Raw genomic sequence first — 14,298 nt, forward strand, 5'->3', positions numbered from 1 at the left:
TCAGTCTTTCACGCCCTCCGGTCCCGCTCCGCCGCCGTACCGCCCCTCCCGCGATCTTGCAGTTGTCTCCCCCATTTGCCGGAATTGGGGAGCGACAACCGCAAGATCGCGAGGATCAGCGGGGGAGGGAGGCGGGCCGGTGCGGAGGGTCAGGCGGTCCAGGTAGGTGATCTGTGCCGCGACCAGGACCAGCAGGAACAGCACCATCATCGGCAGCGGCAGGACCATGGACAGGGCGGCGTCCTCGGCACCGAACCGCTGCTGCAACATCAGCTGGGCGACCAGGCCGGCGGTCCGGCTGTCGGGCCCCTGGGCGACCAGCCACGGCCAGAGCACCTGCTGCGCGCTGACCAGCCACGACACCACCACGGCGAGCGGAAACATCGGCAGCGCGGGAAGCAGGACGGTCCGACCGAAGCCGCCGCCCGCCCGCCAGCGCGGCTCCTGGCCACGGAACAGCAACGTGAACGCGACCAGCGCGGGGATCGACACCCAGCCGGGCGGGATCAGCCCGATCAGGGTGTCGATCTGGTCGAAGTCGCGGGCGCGCAGGTAGTTGGCGATGGCCAGCGGCCCGGTGCCGACGAAGAGCCACGGGGCGAAGGGCAGCAACAGGAGTTCGCTCCACCGGCCCAGCGGGCGCAGCGCACCGATGGCGAAGCCGCCGAGCGCGGCCAGGGTGACCGAGACCAGCGCACCGATCAACGGCGGTATCCAGGTGTTGACGTGAATCCCGGCGGCGGAGGCGCCCATGGGCAGTTCGCCGTCGCTGAAAGCGGCCCGCAGCCACGGGAACAGGACGGCATAGGTGGTGACCGCCAGGAAACCGACCAACGCGACCACCAGCAGGACCAGGAACAGCGGACGACCACCGCCACGAGCCGGCGCCGTCGGTGACGGCACCGCGCCCCCGGGCGGCACGATCCCGGTGGGCGCCGCGGGCCGGTCGCGCCAGCCGTCCAACTCGAACCGTGCCCGGGTGGCCAGCAACAGCCCGACGGCGGCCAGGCCGAGTACGCCGAGCACCACGAGCAGGATGGTGGAGATCGCCGCCCCCGGACCGAGGTCCATCCGGACCAGGCTGTTCTGCATCGCGTCGAGCACCGGCGTCACCGTGGCACGGGCCGGTCCGCCGCCGGTGAGCACCGCCGGCACGGTGTAGGTCTGCAGGGCCGCCGCGACGATGCCGAGGGCGAGCACGGCGCCCGTGACCAGCATCGCCCGGCCGGGGCGACCACCGGTACGCCGGTTCCGGAGCGCGCTCAGGAAGAACGTGGCGGCGACGCCGACGACGACTCCGAACGAGGTGATGCCGACGATCCAGATCAGGGTGAGCCGCGGGTTCTCGCTCAGCGCCCGCGGGTCGGACCGGTGCAGCATCCAGAACACCAGCACCGCCACTGGGGCGTACCCGGCGAGCGGCAGGGCAAGCAGCCCCCGGGTGACCAGACGGGCGGCCCGGCCGGCCCGGTCGGCGACGACGGCGATCAGCGGTGCCACCAGCAGCGCGCTCAGCAGCGGCAGCAGGCCGAGCACCAGCGCGAACACGAACGCCCCGAGGAAGCCCATCTCGAAGATCCGGTCGTAGTTGGCGCCACCGACCTGCTCGACAGGACCGATCAGCGGGTCCCGCTGGAAGCTTTTGACCAGGGTGGACACCGACGGCAGGACGTACGACCACAGCAGAGCCAGAAGTGCCGGCAGCAGCAGGAGCAGCCCGACGACCACACGTGCCGGTTGACCCGGGCCGGCAGACCGGTGCACCGGGTGGGACGGCAGCGACTGTTCAGTTGTCATGCCGCAACACTTCGATGATCATGCCGCTGAATGTTATCAGCGGCCGTCCAGTCAACACCCTGGTCAGGGCTTCGACAGTGCCTCTGCCTGGTCGGTCCCGGCGGCCGTAGCGGCGGCGACCGGAACTCCGGCGACCGGTGTGGGCGGTGGGTCGAGACGGTGTTCGAGCCGGCGTACGTCGCGGCTGGCCAGCATGCCGAGCACCGCGGCCAGGACCAGCGCGGACGCCCCGAGCAGGGTGCCCCGGGTGCCGAGCGCCTCGGCCAGCGGGCCAGCCGCGACCTGACCGATCGGGATGGCCAGGAAGGAGCCGAGCATGTCGTAGGAGTAGACCCGGGCGAGTTTGTCAGCCGGCACGTGCTCCTGCATCGTCGTCTCCCACGCGATGCCGAACTGCTCCATGGCGAGCCCGGTCAGGAACGCCGCGACCGTCAGCACGACCAGGTAGGGCGCCAGGGCCAGGCCGCCGAGCAGCAGGGCCGGGCCGGCCATGCAGGCCACTCCGAAGAGGAGGAACCGGCGGATCCGCAGGCGCAGGGCGACCAGCGCGCCGACGACCATGCCGGCGGTCTTCACGGCCAGCACCAGGCCCCACCCGGCCCGGCCGATGCTCTCGTCGGCGATCACCGGGCCGAGCACGTTGACCCCGCCGACGTAGGCCGCGTTGAGCAGGCAGAAGCCGAGCACCACAGCCCAGAGCCAGGTCCGCGAACTGAACTCGACCCAGCCCTCGCGCAGTTCCCGGAACAACGTCGGTGCCGACCGGCTCCGGTCCGCGGAACCGACCCGGGGCACCCGGACCATCGCGAAAAGCCCGGCCGCCGCGGCGAAAGCGGCGGCGTCGACGGCCAGGCCCCAACCCGGTCCGACGGCGGCGACGAGCAGGCCGCCGAGCGAGGCACCGAAGATGGCCGCGGTGGTGAACCCGAGCCGGTTGATCGCGTTCGCCTGCTGCCGGGACTCTTCCGGCACGATCTGGCCGATCACGGCAGCGGTGGCCGGCTGGGCCAGCGCGGCGGTGATCCCGTTGAGCGCGGAGAGGCCGAGCAACAGCGGGATCGTGGCCGTGCCGGTGAGCACGGTCGCCGCCACCGCGGCCTGGGTGCCGGCCGCGAGCAGGCTGGCGCCGACCATCACCAGGTGCCGGGGCAGGCGGTCGGCGATCACCCCGCCGATCAGCAGGAACAGGACGTTGGCTAGGGATCGCACCCCGACGACGAGCCCGAGGTCGCGGGCCGAACCGGTCAGGTCGAGCACGGCGAAGGCGAGCGCGATCGGGGCGACGGCGTTGCCCAGCACGCTGACCGTGCGACCTGCGACCAGATAGCGGAACGCCCGGTTGCGCAGCGGGGCGAACGTCCGTGACCAATCCACGTGGAGGGACCCTAGAGGTCGACGGAGTGTCGGGCGACCCCGTTCCCGTCGATCAGGGTCAGCGGTCGAGGATCGCGACGACCCCCTGGCCGCCGGCGGCGCAGATGGAGATCAGCCCGCGTCCGGACCCCTTCTCTGCCAGCAGCTTGGCCAGCGTGGCGACGATCCGGCCGCCGGTCGCGGCGAACGGGTGTCCGGCGGCCAGCGACGAGCCGTTGACGTTGAGCCGGGTTCGGTCGATCGCGCCCAGCGGGGCGTCGAGGCCGAGCCGGTCCTTGCAGAACTCCGGCGACTCCCAGGCCGCCAGGGTGGCCAGCACCTGCGACGCGAACGCCTCGTGGATCTCGTAGTAGTCGAAGTCCTGCAACGTCAGCCCGGCCCGGGCCAGCAGCCGCGGTACGGCGTACGCCGGAGCCATCAGCAGCCCCTCGTCGCCGTGCACGAAGTCGACGGCGGCCACCTCGGACGCTTCGAGGTAGGCGAGGACCGGCAGCTTGTGCGCGGCGGCCCACTCCTCGGAGGCGAGCAGCACCGTCGACGCGCCGTCGGTCAGCGGCGAGGAGTTACCGGCGGTCATCGTGGCCCGGTCGGCGTCCGGTCCCCGGGTGCCGAAAACCGGCTTGAGCGTGCCGAGCTTCTCCAGCGAGGTGTCCGGCCGCAGGTTCTGGTCGCGGGTCAGCCCCTGGTAGGGCGTGACGAGGTCGTCGAAGAAGCCCTTGTCGTACGCCGCGGCGAGCCGCTGGTGCGACTCCAGCGCGAGGGCGTCCTGCTCGGCCCGGCCGATGTCCCACCTGACCGCGGTGATCGCCGCGTGCTCGCCCATCGACAGCCCGGTACGCGGCTCGGCGTTGCGCGGCAACTCGGGCCGGAACGGCTGGTGTGGGCGCAGCCGGCTGGCGGCCCGCAGCCGGGCGCCGAGGGTCCGCGCCGAGTTGATCTCCAGCAGGGTGCGCCGCATGTCCTCGTTGAGCTGCAACGGCGCGTCGGAGGTGGTGTCGACGCCACCGGCCACACCGACCTCGATCTGCCCGAGGGCGATCTTGTTGGCGACCAGGATCGCGGCCTCCAGACCGGTGCCGCACGCCTGCTGGATGTCGTACGCCGGGGTGCGCGGGTCGAGTTTCGAGCCGAGCACCACCTCGCGGGTGAGGTTGAAGTCGCGGGCGTGCTTGAGCACCGCACCGGCGACGACCTCGCCGAGCCGCTGGCCGGCCAGTCCGAAGCGGGCCACCAGCCCGTCGAGGGCGGCGGTGAGCATGTCCTGGTTGGTGGCGGTCGCGTAGCGCCCGTTGGACCGGGCGAAGGGGATGCGGTTGCCGCCGATCACCGCGACCCGCCGGATGGTCTGCACGATCCCGCCTCCTGCACGTTCTGGACTTGCCGCCAACCTACCCGCCAGTACGCTCTATGCGCATGAGTGACAGGTACGCGAGCTTCGCCAACTCGGGCCCGGGCAAGGCGCTGGTCAAGCGGCTCGGCCTGCCCGACCCGCCCCGGCTGCGCCGGTACCGTCCCGGCGATCCGCTGGTCACCGGCCCGGTGGTGCTCGACGCCGCGCCGGGCGGTCGGCTGCGCGAACCGGTCGCCAAGCTGCTCACCGCCGCCGGCGTCGACGTACGCGACCCGGGTGCGACCGCGCAGCCCGACGGGCCGGGCGGCCGCACGGACGCCGCCCTGGTGTACGACGCCACCGGCATCACCGACTCGACGGGTCTGCGCGGGCTCTACGACTTCTTCCACCCGCACGCCCGGGCGTTGACGGGATCCGGGCGGGTGATCGTGTTCGGCACCCCGCCGGAACTGTGCGGCACCCCGCGCGAGGCCACCGCCCAGCGCGCCCTGGAGGGACTGACCCGCAGCATCGGCAAGGAGTTCGGCCGGGGCAGCACGGCCCAGCTCGTCTACGTCGCGCCCGGTGCCGAGACGGCGGTGGAGAGCACCGTCCGGTTCCTGCTCTCCGGACGCTCCGCGTACGTCTCCGGGCAGGTGGTCCGGATCGGCACCGCGGGCGCCGCCGGCACCGCCCCGGCCGACTGGGAACGGCCGCTGGACGGCAGGGTCGCCCTGGTCACCGGCGCCGCGCGGGGCATCGGTGCGGCCATCGCCCGGGTGCTGGCCCGCGACGGCGCCCACGTCGTCGCGCTCGACGTACCGGCCGCCGGTGACGCGCTCGCCGACGTCGCGAACTCGATCGGCGGCACCGCGTTGCAGCTGGACCTGACCGCCCCCGACGCACCCGCCCGGCTCGCCGACCACCTGGCGGCCCGGCACGGCCGGGTCGACGTCGTCGTGCACAACGCCGGCATCACCCGGGACAAGACGCTCGGCCGGATGGACGCCGCCCGCTGGGACGCCGTACTCGACGTCAACCTGTCCAGCCAGGAACGGATCAACGACGTACTGCTGGAACGGGACCTGCTGCCCGAGGGTGGCCGGCTGATCGGGGTGTCGTCGATCGCCGGGATCGCCGGCAACCGGGGGCAGACCAACTACGCGACCTCGAAGGCCGGGGTGATCGGGCTGGTCGAGTCGATGGCGCCGGTACTGGCCGAACGGGGGTGACCGTCAACGCGGTGGCTCCCGGCTTCATCGAGACGAAGATGACCGCGAAGATGCCGCTGACGCTGCGCGAGGCCGGGCGCCGGATGAACAGCCTGGCCCAGGGCGGCCTGCCGGTCGACGTGGCCGAGACGATCGCCTGGTTCGCCTCGCCGGCGTCCGGCGGGGTGACCGGCAACGTGGTGCGGGTCTGCGGCCAGAGCCTGCTGGGGGCGTGATGAGCGACGACCCGACGACCGACGGCACCGCTGCGAAGCCGCCCGGACCGCCCGCCGGCACGCTGGTGCTGACCACCCCACCCGCCGTCGGCCCGCTCTACCGGCAGGCCGCGATCGGCCTCGTCCCCGGTCTCGGCGGCCGGCGTGGCGGCGACACGCTGCCCGGACTGGAGCTGCGGCTGCGCGGCGTCACCGTGGACCGCCGCCAGCTGGCCGCGTACGACCGGGTGTGCGGCTTCCGGCTCACCGACACGTTGCCGGCCACCTATCCGCACGTCCTCGCGTTCCCGCTGTCGATGCGGCTGATGTCGGCGCCGGACTTCCCGTTCCCGCTGGTCGGGCTGGTGCACGTGGCCAACCGGATCACCGTCGGGCGCCCGGTCGACGCGGGTGAGGCCCTCGACCTGTCGGTCCGGGCCGCCGACCTGCGGCCGCATGCCCGGGGGCGGCAGTTCGACGTACTCGCCACCGCCTCGGTCGGTGGCGAGGTGGTGTGGCGCGGGGTGTCGACGTACCTGCGGCGGGAGCGCACCGCCGGCGACCGGGACGGGCGCGGTCCGGGTGATCGGCCCGCACCGCCGGCCGCTTCCGGCCGCTGGCGGGTCGAGCCCCGGGTGGGTACGGAGTACGCGCGGGTGTCCGGCGACCAGAACCCGATCCACACGTCCCGGGTCGGGGCGCGGCTGTTGGGTTTCGCCCGGCCGATCGCCCATGGCATGTGGAGCAAGGCCCGGTGCCTGGCCGCGCTGGAGGGCCGGCTGCCGGACGCCTACACGGTGGACGTCGCCTTCAAGCTGCCGATCCTGCTGCCGTCGACGGTCGCCTTCAGCGCCAGCCCGGCCTGGAGTTTCGCCCTGCACGACGCCCGGTCCGGCCGGCCGCACCTGACCGGTACCGTCACGTCCGGGTAGTCGGCCGCCCGCCAGCGGGGTGGCCGGCTTGCCGCCGTACCTGCCCGTACCTAAAGTTACTTGTCAGTAAGTTCTCGACTGGCGGAAGGTATCAAAGCGATGACCGACTTCGACCCGGCCAGGTTCGCCTCGGTGGATCCCCAGGAGTTCGCCAAGCTCGTCAAGGCCACCCCGGACGCGCAGATCGCCCAGGTGATGCAGAGCGACGTACGCGGCAAGGTTCTCGACGAGGTGTTCAACCGGATGCCTTCACTCTTCCGGGCCGACAAGGGCGCCAACACCAACACGGTGCTGCACTGGGTCATCACCGGCGGCCCGGACGGCAGCTCCGACACGTACGAGGTGGTGATCGAGAACGGCACCTGCACGACCGCGAAGCCGCCGCAGCGGGAGCCCAAGCTGACCCTCACCGTCGGACCGGTCGAATTCCTGAAGATCATTTCGGGCAGCGCAAACCCGGTCATGCTCTTCATGACCGGCAAGGTGAAGGCAAAGGGCGACCTGGGCCTGGCCGCCAGCATTCAGAACCTCTTCGACATTCCCAAGGCGTAACGGCGCACCGGTCGGGTCGGCGCCGGTGGCGCCGACCCGGTCGTCATTCAGTTCAGGGGCACCTGCAACGAGACGTCGAGCGTCTTCGACCGCTGCGGACCGTCGCCGATCGTGTGGATCGTGTAGGTGTGCGTCTCGGTCCTGCCCTTCTCGGCACACGAGAACGAGAACTCCTGCGACCCCTCGTTGCCGTGGTAGGTGCCGTAGCTGCCCACCATGCCCGGGTTGTCGGCCGACAGCGCCACCGCCGTCGCGCCGGTGGTCTTCCACCCGACGATCAGCGCCCGGCCCGGGTCGGTGCCGGTCGGGCAGGTCGGCTTCTGGACGACCTTGAAGTAGACGATCGAGGTACCCGCCGGCGGCTTCGTCGGGTGCCCACCGCCCTGGGTCGGCTGGCCGCCCCCCGGCGTCCCCTTGGTCGGCAGGCCGCCCGGCATCCCACTGGGGACGCCGCCGGGCAGGCCGGCCGGGGTCGCACTGACCACCGGCGAGGCTTCGGTGGTCGGCGGGGCCGGGGTGCCCGACCCGATCGGGATGACCTCTCCGCTCTTCACCGGCGCGGCTGATTCGCCGGTCAGCGGACCACAGCCCGTGGCCGCCAGGGCAAACGCGCCACCAGCGACGACGAGCGCGACCCGGCCGGCGTACGACCCGGACAGTCGGTTGCGGCGAGATGCGTTGGACACCTTCATGATTCGCTCCTAGCGGGAACCATCCCGGCCGCACGACCGGTGATGGAATCCACGGTAGGAAAGCAGTGACGTCCGCAAATCCCGCTTTCGTGCCGCCGCCGTCAGCCGGGCAGGCTCACCCGCCCCTCGGCGGCGGCGAGCGCGATGTCGCGGCGGTGGTGCGAGCCGTCCAGCCGCACCCCGTCGACCAGGGCGTACGCGGCATCCCGCGCGGCGGTCAGGTCGGCGCCGGTCGCCGTCGCACAGAGCACCCGGCCACCGGCCGACAGCAGCGTGCCGTCGTCGGCCCGGCGGGTGCCGGCATGGATGATCCCCGGCCGGTCGGCACCGGTGATCACGTCGCCGGTACGCGGCGACGCCGGGTAGCCGTCCGACGCGACCACCACGGTCACCCCGGCTCCCGGCCGCCAGCGCAGCGGCGGGTGCCCGGCCAGCGTGCCGTTCGCCGCCGCGCCCAGCAGTCCGGCCAGCGGCGTCTCCAGCAGGGCGAGCACCACCTGCGTCTCCGGGTCGCCGAACCGGGCGTTGAACTCGATCACCCGGGGACCGTCGGCGGTGATCGCCAGGCCGACGTAGAGCAGGCCGGCGAACGGGTTGCCGGCCCGGCGCAGCTCCGCCAACGTCGGGTGGACGACCTTGGCCATCACCTCGTCGACCAGGCCGGGCGGCGCCCACGGCAGCGGGGCGTACGCACCCATTCCACCGGTGTTCGGTCCGGTGTCGCCGGCACCGACCCGCTTGAAGTCCTGGGCGGGCAGCAGCGGCACCGCCGCCTCGCCGTCGGTGACCACGAAGAGCGAGACCTCGGGGCCGGACAGGTATTCCTCGATCACCACCCGACCACACTCGGCGGCGTGCCGCAGCGCGGCTGCCCGGTCGTCGGTGACCACGACGCCCTTGCCGGCGGCGAGACCGTCGTCCTTCACCACGTACGGGGCGCCGAAGTCGTCGAGCGCCCTGGCCGCCGAGTCCGGGTCGGTGCAGGTGTGGGCGCGGGCGGTCGGCACCCCGGCCGCCGCCATGATCTCCTTCGCGTACGTCTTCGAGCCCTCCAGCCGCGCGGCGGCGGCGGACGGGCCGAAGCACGCGATGCCCTTGGCGCGTACGGCGTCGGCGACCCCGGCCACCAGCGGCGCCTCCGGGCCGACGACCACCAGGTCGGCGTTGGTCTCGACGGCGAGCGCCGCGACCGCGTCGGGATCGGTCGGGGTGACCGTCCGCAGTTCGGCGACCTCGGCGATGCCCGGGTTACCGGGGGCGGCGATCAGGTGGTCGACGGACGGGTCGGCGGCGAGCCCGAGGGCGAGGGCATGCTCCCGCCCGCCACCACCGATGAGAAGTACGCGCACTGTTGTCCTAAGGCAGAAGTGGGTGGCGGACGACGTTCTCCTCACGGCCGGGGCCGACCCCGACCACGGACACCTTGGTGCCGCAGAGTTCCTCGATCCGGGCAACGTAGCGGCGGGCGTTCTCCGGCAGGTCCGCCTCGCTGCGGGCCTTGGAGATGTCCTCCCACCAGCCGTCGTGCTCCTCGTAGACGGGCACGGCGTGGTGGAAGTCGGTCTGCGTCATCGGCATGTCGTCGAACCGCTCGCCGTTGATCTCGTAGCCGACGCAGATCGGCACCTTCTCCAGGCCGGTCAGCACGTCGAGCTTGGTCACCACGAGGTCGGTGATGCCGTTGAGCCGGGTGGCATAGCGGGCCACCACCGCGTCGAACCAGCCACAGCGACGCTCCCGGCCGGTGGTGGTGCCGTACTCGGCGCCGATCTTGCGCAGGTGCATGCCGTTGTCGTCGAACAGTTCGGTCGGGAACGGTCCCGACCCCACACGGGTGGTGTACGCCTTCGTCACGCCGATGACCTTGGAGATGGCGGTCGGCGGGATCCCGGCGCCGACGCACGCCCCGCCGGCGGTCGGGTTGGACGACGTCACGAAGGGATAGGTGCCGTGGTCCATGTCGAGCATGGTCGCCTGGGCACCCTCCATCAGCACGGTCTCGCCCCGGTCGAGGGCGTCCCAGAGCATGGTGCGGGTCTCCGCGATGTACGGCCGCAGCCGCTCCGCGTACTCCAGGTATTCCTCGGCGACCGCGTCGGGCTCCAGGCCCTTGCGGTTGTAGACCTTGAAGAGGAGCTGGTTCTTCTCCCGCAGCACCAGTTCCAGCTTTTTGCGCAGAATGCCCGGGTCGAGCAGGTCCTGCAGCCGGATGCCCATCCGGGCGACCTTGTCGCCGTAGGCCGGGCCGATGCCCCGGCCGGTGGTGCCGATCCGCGACGAGCCGAGGTAGCGCTCGACCACCCGGTCCATCGCCCGGTGGTGCGGCATGATCAGGTGCGCGTCGCCGGAGATCCGCAACCGCGACACGTCGACACCGCGCTCGGCGAGGCCGTCGATCTCGGCGAGCAGCACCTTCGGGTCGACCACGACACCGTTGCCGATGACGATCATCGCGTTGGGTGACAGCGCCCCGGAGGGCATCAGGTGCAGGGCGTACTTCTGGCCGTCGGGGGTGATCACCGTGTGGCCGGCGTTGTTGCCGCCCGAGTAGCGCACCACGTAGTCGACCCGCTCGCCCAGCAGGTCGGTAACCTTGCCCTTGCCCTCGTCGCCCCACTGAGCGCCGATGAGCACGATCGCTGGCATCTAAATCCCGCCTCCGAAGGGCTCGGGTGCCAGGTGGCGACCGCGTGGCGAGCCCGAGGTGTCAGGCTAACAAGAAGTTACGGTACGGCCGGCAAAGGGCTGTATCACGAGGCAGGAGGCCATCGGCGTGTACGACGTGGTGTTGCTCACGCTGGGCGCCGCCGACGATCAGAAGGCGGCCTGCGGCACCGGCGGCGGATGCTGCGGCGGCGCATCCGAACCGGGCGGCGACGAGTGCGCCGAGACACCCCGCGTACCGGTGCTGAACTGCGCGGACGCCCTCACCACGGCCGGCGCGCGGGTGACGATGGTGACCGCGCACTCCGACGCCGAGATCGACGCGGTGCTGGCCCGGCTCGACGGCCCGGCCCGGCCGGACGGTCTCGACTGGCCCGACGGGGACGCGAAGACCCGACTGATCATCGCTACGGCCAGCGACAGCCAACTACGCGCCGTGATGCGCCGGATGGTCCGCCGGTACGCCCCGCCGCCCAGCCGGCGCCCGGCCGACCTCGCCGCCAACCGCACCCTGCCCGACCTGCCGGCGATCGGCATCCTGCCGCTCGACCCGGCCCGCGGCGCCGACCAGCGTGACCTGGCGGCGCAACTCGGCCTGCCCCGCGACCCGGCGGCGGTCGCCGCGGCCGTCCTCGGCGACCGGGTACGCCGCCTCGACCTGCTCCGCAACGACGGCGGATCGGTCACTCTCGACGGTGCCCTGCTCGGCGGCGCCGACGAGGCCGGCCGGCCGCTGGCCTGGCGGGGCCGGGTGGAGGTCGACGACACGGTGCTCAGCAACGGTGACGAACCGCTGCTGGCCTGTGCGATCGGCAACGCCGCCGGCTACGCCACGCTGTCCGACGTGACACTGCTGAGCCGCGCCGACCCGGCCGACGGCCTGATCGAGGTCGCGGTCGCCGTCCCGGTGACCGTCCGGTCCCGGTGGCGCAGATCACGGGTACGTCTCGAGGTCCGCCGGGCCCGTGGCCGGGCGACCGCGGTCGTGCCGCGCGACGGCGAGGTGCCGTACCTCGACGACGGGGTGGCCGGCGAACTGGGCCGGAAGCGGTCCTGGTGGATCGAGCCCGCAGCCTGGGCGGTCTACCCCGGCTGATGTTGGAGTCGGGTGCGATCTGCCCGGCTTACCTATCCTCGTAGGGGCGAGGGGAGGCCGCCGTGACAAACGATCACGCAGACCGGCTGTACGTGCCGGGCGCGAACGAGCCGAGGTGGACCGGACCGGAGCCCCCGCCGGGGCAGGCCAGGCCCGAAGCGGCCGGTCCGACCTGGTCCGAGGAGCCGTTCTGGCCGCCGGAGGAGCCCGACGGCGAGGTACCGGAGAGCGGCCCGGTGCACGGCCGTCCGCACGCGGTGGCGTCACGCACCCAACTGGTCCCGGTCGTCGGCTCGGATCGGCGTGGCGACCAGCCTCAACCGGGCGACCAGCACCCACCGGGCGACCAGACCCAACCGATCGGCCAGCCGCCCGGCGGTCCGGCCCCGGCCGACGGCCGGTCGCCCGTCGGTCGGCCGTTCCCGCCCGACGGCCCGCCCGGCGCCGGCCCCGTACCCGGCGAACCGGCTGGCCGACCCGATCACACGGCCACGGCGGGTCCGGCCGCCCGGCCGGAATCGCGGCCCGCCTGGGCCACCGCGCCGCCATGGGGCGTTCCGCAGCTACCGGATCAGTCCCAGGCAGCGCGACCCGTTCCGCAGCAGCCGATGCCGGCCCTGCCCGTACCGCCGCCGCCGGCGGTCGGCCCACGCCCGGTCTCACCCTGGTCGTACGGGCCCACGCCCCAGCCCGCTCCGCCGGCCGGACCGGAGCGACCGGTCCCGGCGCCGATGTCGGCCGAGGCGCCTCCCGGCCCGACCCCACCCGGACCGATGTCACCAGGTCCGGCGCAGCCCGGACCGATGTCACCGGGCCCGGCGCAGCCCGGACCGATGCCACCGGGCCCGGCGCAGCCCGGACCGATGCCACCGGGCCCGGCGCAGCCCGGACCGGCGCTCCACAAGGCGACCGGGGCGCACCAGGCGCCGCTTCGTGACGCGCCGCCGCCAGCCGATCCCGCCGGGTGGTCCGGCGCGGCGCCCGCCCATCCCGCGGCCAGTGACCGAGAGTCGCCCCACGGCGCCGATTCGACGCCTCCCGGTGCGCCCACCGATCCCGGCCCCGCCACGCCCGCCGCCGAGGCCGGCGGCCAGGTCGGGCCGCCCACCGGTCACGGCACCCAGCCGGACGCCGGCGCTCCCGCCGGACCGTACGGTCCGCCGCCCACCGTCCCGCAGACCGGTCCGGGCACGCCGTACCCAGCTCCGGGCACGCCGTACCCAGCTCAGGGCACGGGGTATCCCGCTCCAGGCACGCCGTACCCCGCCCCGCAGGCCGGCCCGGGCACGCCGTACGGCCAGCCCGGTGCCCCGTACGCACCTGGGGCGTACGGCGGGCCGCCCGGCCAGCCCGGCGTACCGCCGCCCGGCGCGGGTGTCGGTGGCCCGCCGCCGCCCGGTCACCCCGGTGCGCCGTACGGCGGGCAGCCGGGTCCCGGGGCGCCCGCCGGGCCGCCCGGCAGGCCACCGACCGTCATCCCGACCGCGGAGGAGTTCGCCCGGCGGCGGGCCGTCCGACCACCGGACCCGGTTGCCACGATGGGGGTCCGCGCCGCGGTCAACCGCACCACGTTCGGGCTGGTCAAGATGCGTCCCGGCCGCTACGAGCAGGAGATCAAGCACGACGTCGAGATGGTCCGCCGCAACTTCGGCGGGCTACGTCAGGTAACGGTGGTCAATCCCAAGGGCGGCGCCGGCAAGACGGTGGCGATCCTGCTGCTCGCGATGACGTTCGGGCAGAAGCGCGGCGGATACGTGCTGGCCTGGGACAACAACGAGACGCAGGGCACCCTCGGGATGCGGGCGCAGCAGGACTTCCACTCCCGTACGGTCCGCGACCTGCTCCGCGACCTGGAGCAGTTCCGGGGCACGCACGGCCGGGTCGGCGACCTGTCGCAGTACGTCCGGGCGCAGGGTGAGGGCATGTTCGACGTGCTCGCCTCGGACGAGTCGGCCACCGCGGGCGAGATGCTGACCCGGATGGCGTTCGGCGACATCCGCGAGGTGGTCAGCCGGTTCTACAAGCTGATCTTCGTCGACACCGGCAACAACGTGCGCGCGGAGAACTGGCAGGCCGCCATCGACGCCACCGACCAGCTCGTGGTGACCATGTCGGCCCGCAACGACTCGGCCGAGCCGGCCGCCCGGATGCTCGACCACCTGGAGCAGACCGGCCGGCAGCGGCTGGTCCGCCAGGCGATCACCGTCGTGTCGATGCCGCCGTCCCGCAAGGAGATCGACCTGCCGGCAATCGAAGAGCACTTCGCGGCCCGTACCCGGGCGGTGCTGCTGGCGCCGTACGAGCGGCTCATCGACATTGGCGAGCCGGTCCGCTACGGGCAGCTGTCGACGGCCACCCGCGACGCCTGGTTGAAGATCGCCGCGGCGGTGGCCGTCGGGTTGTGAGCTGCCGGCCGTTCCGGGCCGGCCGGCGAC

The 14,298-nt window shown here is 73.1% G+C and carries 11 protein-coding genes and 1 pseudogene; 5 read left to right on the forward strand and 7 right to left on the reverse strand.

Going from position 1 to position 14,298, the window contains the following annotated elements:
- The 3 genes from Prubr_RS11420 to Prubr_RS11430 form a co-directional block, all read right to left on the reverse strand.
- Positions 1 to 1,797: a sugar ABC transporter permease gene (locus Prubr_RS11420; protein ID WP_212824713.1), complete on the reverse strand. Its 1,797-nt coding sequence runs from the start codon at positions 1,795 to 1,797 to the stop codon at positions 1 to 3.
- Between the two features lie 63 nt (positions 1,798 to 1,860).
- A complete protein-coding gene (locus Prubr_RS11425) occupies positions 1,861 to 3,171 on the reverse strand; it encodes an MFS transporter (RefSeq protein WP_212824715.1) in 1,311 nt (436 codons plus the stop codon).
- 58 nt (positions 3,172 to 3,229) lie between these two features.
- On the reverse strand, positions 3,230 to 4,522 hold the full coding sequence (locus Prubr_RS11430; protein WP_212824718.1) for an acetyl-CoA C-acetyltransferase: 1,293 nt from the start codon (positions 4,520 to 4,522) through the stop codon (positions 3,230 to 3,232).
- A gap of 62 nt (positions 4,523 to 4,584) precedes the next feature.
- On the opposite strand from Prubr_RS11430, the pseudogene Prubr_RS11435 reads away from it, so the two are divergent.
- From Prubr_RS11435 to Prubr_RS11445, 3 genes and pseudogenes are all read left to right on the forward strand, one after another.
- A pseudogene (locus tag Prubr_RS11435) lies at positions 4,585 to 5,948 on the forward strand (3-oxoacyl-ACP reductase).
- Positions 5,948 to 6,859, forward strand: coding sequence for a MaoC/PaaZ C-terminal domain-containing protein (locus tag Prubr_RS11440; RefSeq protein WP_212824720.1), 912 nt, complete (start codon positions 5,948 to 5,950; stop codon positions 6,857 to 6,859). The pseudogene Prubr_RS11435 and the gene Prubr_RS11440 overlap by 1 nt, the downstream one beginning before the upstream one ends.
- 99 nt (positions 6,860 to 6,958) lie before the next feature.
- Positions 6,959 to 7,411: an SCP2 sterol-binding domain-containing protein gene (locus Prubr_RS11445; RefSeq protein WP_212824722.1), complete on the forward strand. Its 453-nt coding sequence runs from the start codon at positions 6,959 to 6,961 to the stop codon at positions 7,409 to 7,411.
- 47 nt (positions 7,412 to 7,458) lie between these two features.
- Here Prubr_RS11445 and Prubr_RS11450 read toward each other — a convergent pair whose 3' ends face one another.
- The 3 genes from Prubr_RS11450 to Prubr_RS11460 all read right to left on the reverse strand — a co-directional run bounded on the left by Prubr_RS11450 (position 7,459) and on the right by Prubr_RS11460 (position 10,749).
- On the reverse strand, positions 7,459 to 8,103 hold the full coding sequence (locus tag Prubr_RS11450; protein WP_212824724.1) for a hypothetical protein: 645 nt from the start codon (positions 8,101 to 8,103) through the stop codon (positions 7,459 to 7,461).
- Between the two features lie 101 nt (positions 8,104 to 8,204).
- Positions 8,205 to 9,452, reverse strand: a complete 1,248-nt coding sequence (purD, locus tag Prubr_RS11455) for a phosphoribosylamine--glycine ligase (protein ID WP_212824726.1) — start codon at positions 9,450 to 9,452, stop codon at positions 8,205 to 8,207.
- A gap of 7 nt (positions 9,453 to 9,459) precedes the next feature.
- Positions 9,460 to 10,749 (reverse strand): adenylosuccinate synthase, encoded by a 1,290-nt coding sequence (locus Prubr_RS11460; RefSeq protein ID WP_212824729.1) that lies wholly within the window; start codon positions 10,747 to 10,749, stop codon positions 9,460 to 9,462.
- A 127-nt stretch (positions 10,750 to 10,876) separates the two neighbouring features.
- Here Prubr_RS11460 and Prubr_RS11465 point away from each other — a divergent pair, with 127 nt between their 5' ends.
- Complete coding sequence (locus Prubr_RS11465) at positions 10,877 to 11,863, forward strand: diacylglycerol kinase family protein (RefSeq protein WP_212824731.1); 987 nt, start codon at positions 10,877 to 10,879, stop codon at positions 11,861 to 11,863.
- Positions 11,864 to 12,126: 263 nt separating this feature from the next.
- Here Prubr_RS11465 and Prubr_RS11470 read toward each other — a convergent pair whose 3' ends face one another.
- Positions 12,127 to 12,348, reverse strand: a complete 222-nt coding sequence (locus tag Prubr_RS11470; RefSeq protein WP_212824733.1) for a hypothetical protein — start codon at positions 12,346 to 12,348, stop codon at positions 12,127 to 12,129.
- Positions 12,349 to 12,471: 123 nt separating this feature from the next.
- Here Prubr_RS11470 and Prubr_RS36795 point away from each other — a divergent pair, with 123 nt between their 5' ends.
- Positions 12,472 to 14,268, forward strand: a complete 1,797-nt coding sequence (locus tag Prubr_RS36795; protein ID WP_246568570.1) for a chromosome partitioning protein — start codon at positions 12,472 to 12,474, stop codon at positions 14,266 to 14,268.
- Positions 14,269 to 14,298 lie beyond the last annotated feature (30 nt).

The organism is Polymorphospora rubra, from assembly GCF_018324255.1.
Lineage (GTDB): Bacteria > Actinomycetota > Actinomycetes > Mycobacteriales > Micromonosporaceae > Polymorphospora > Polymorphospora rubra.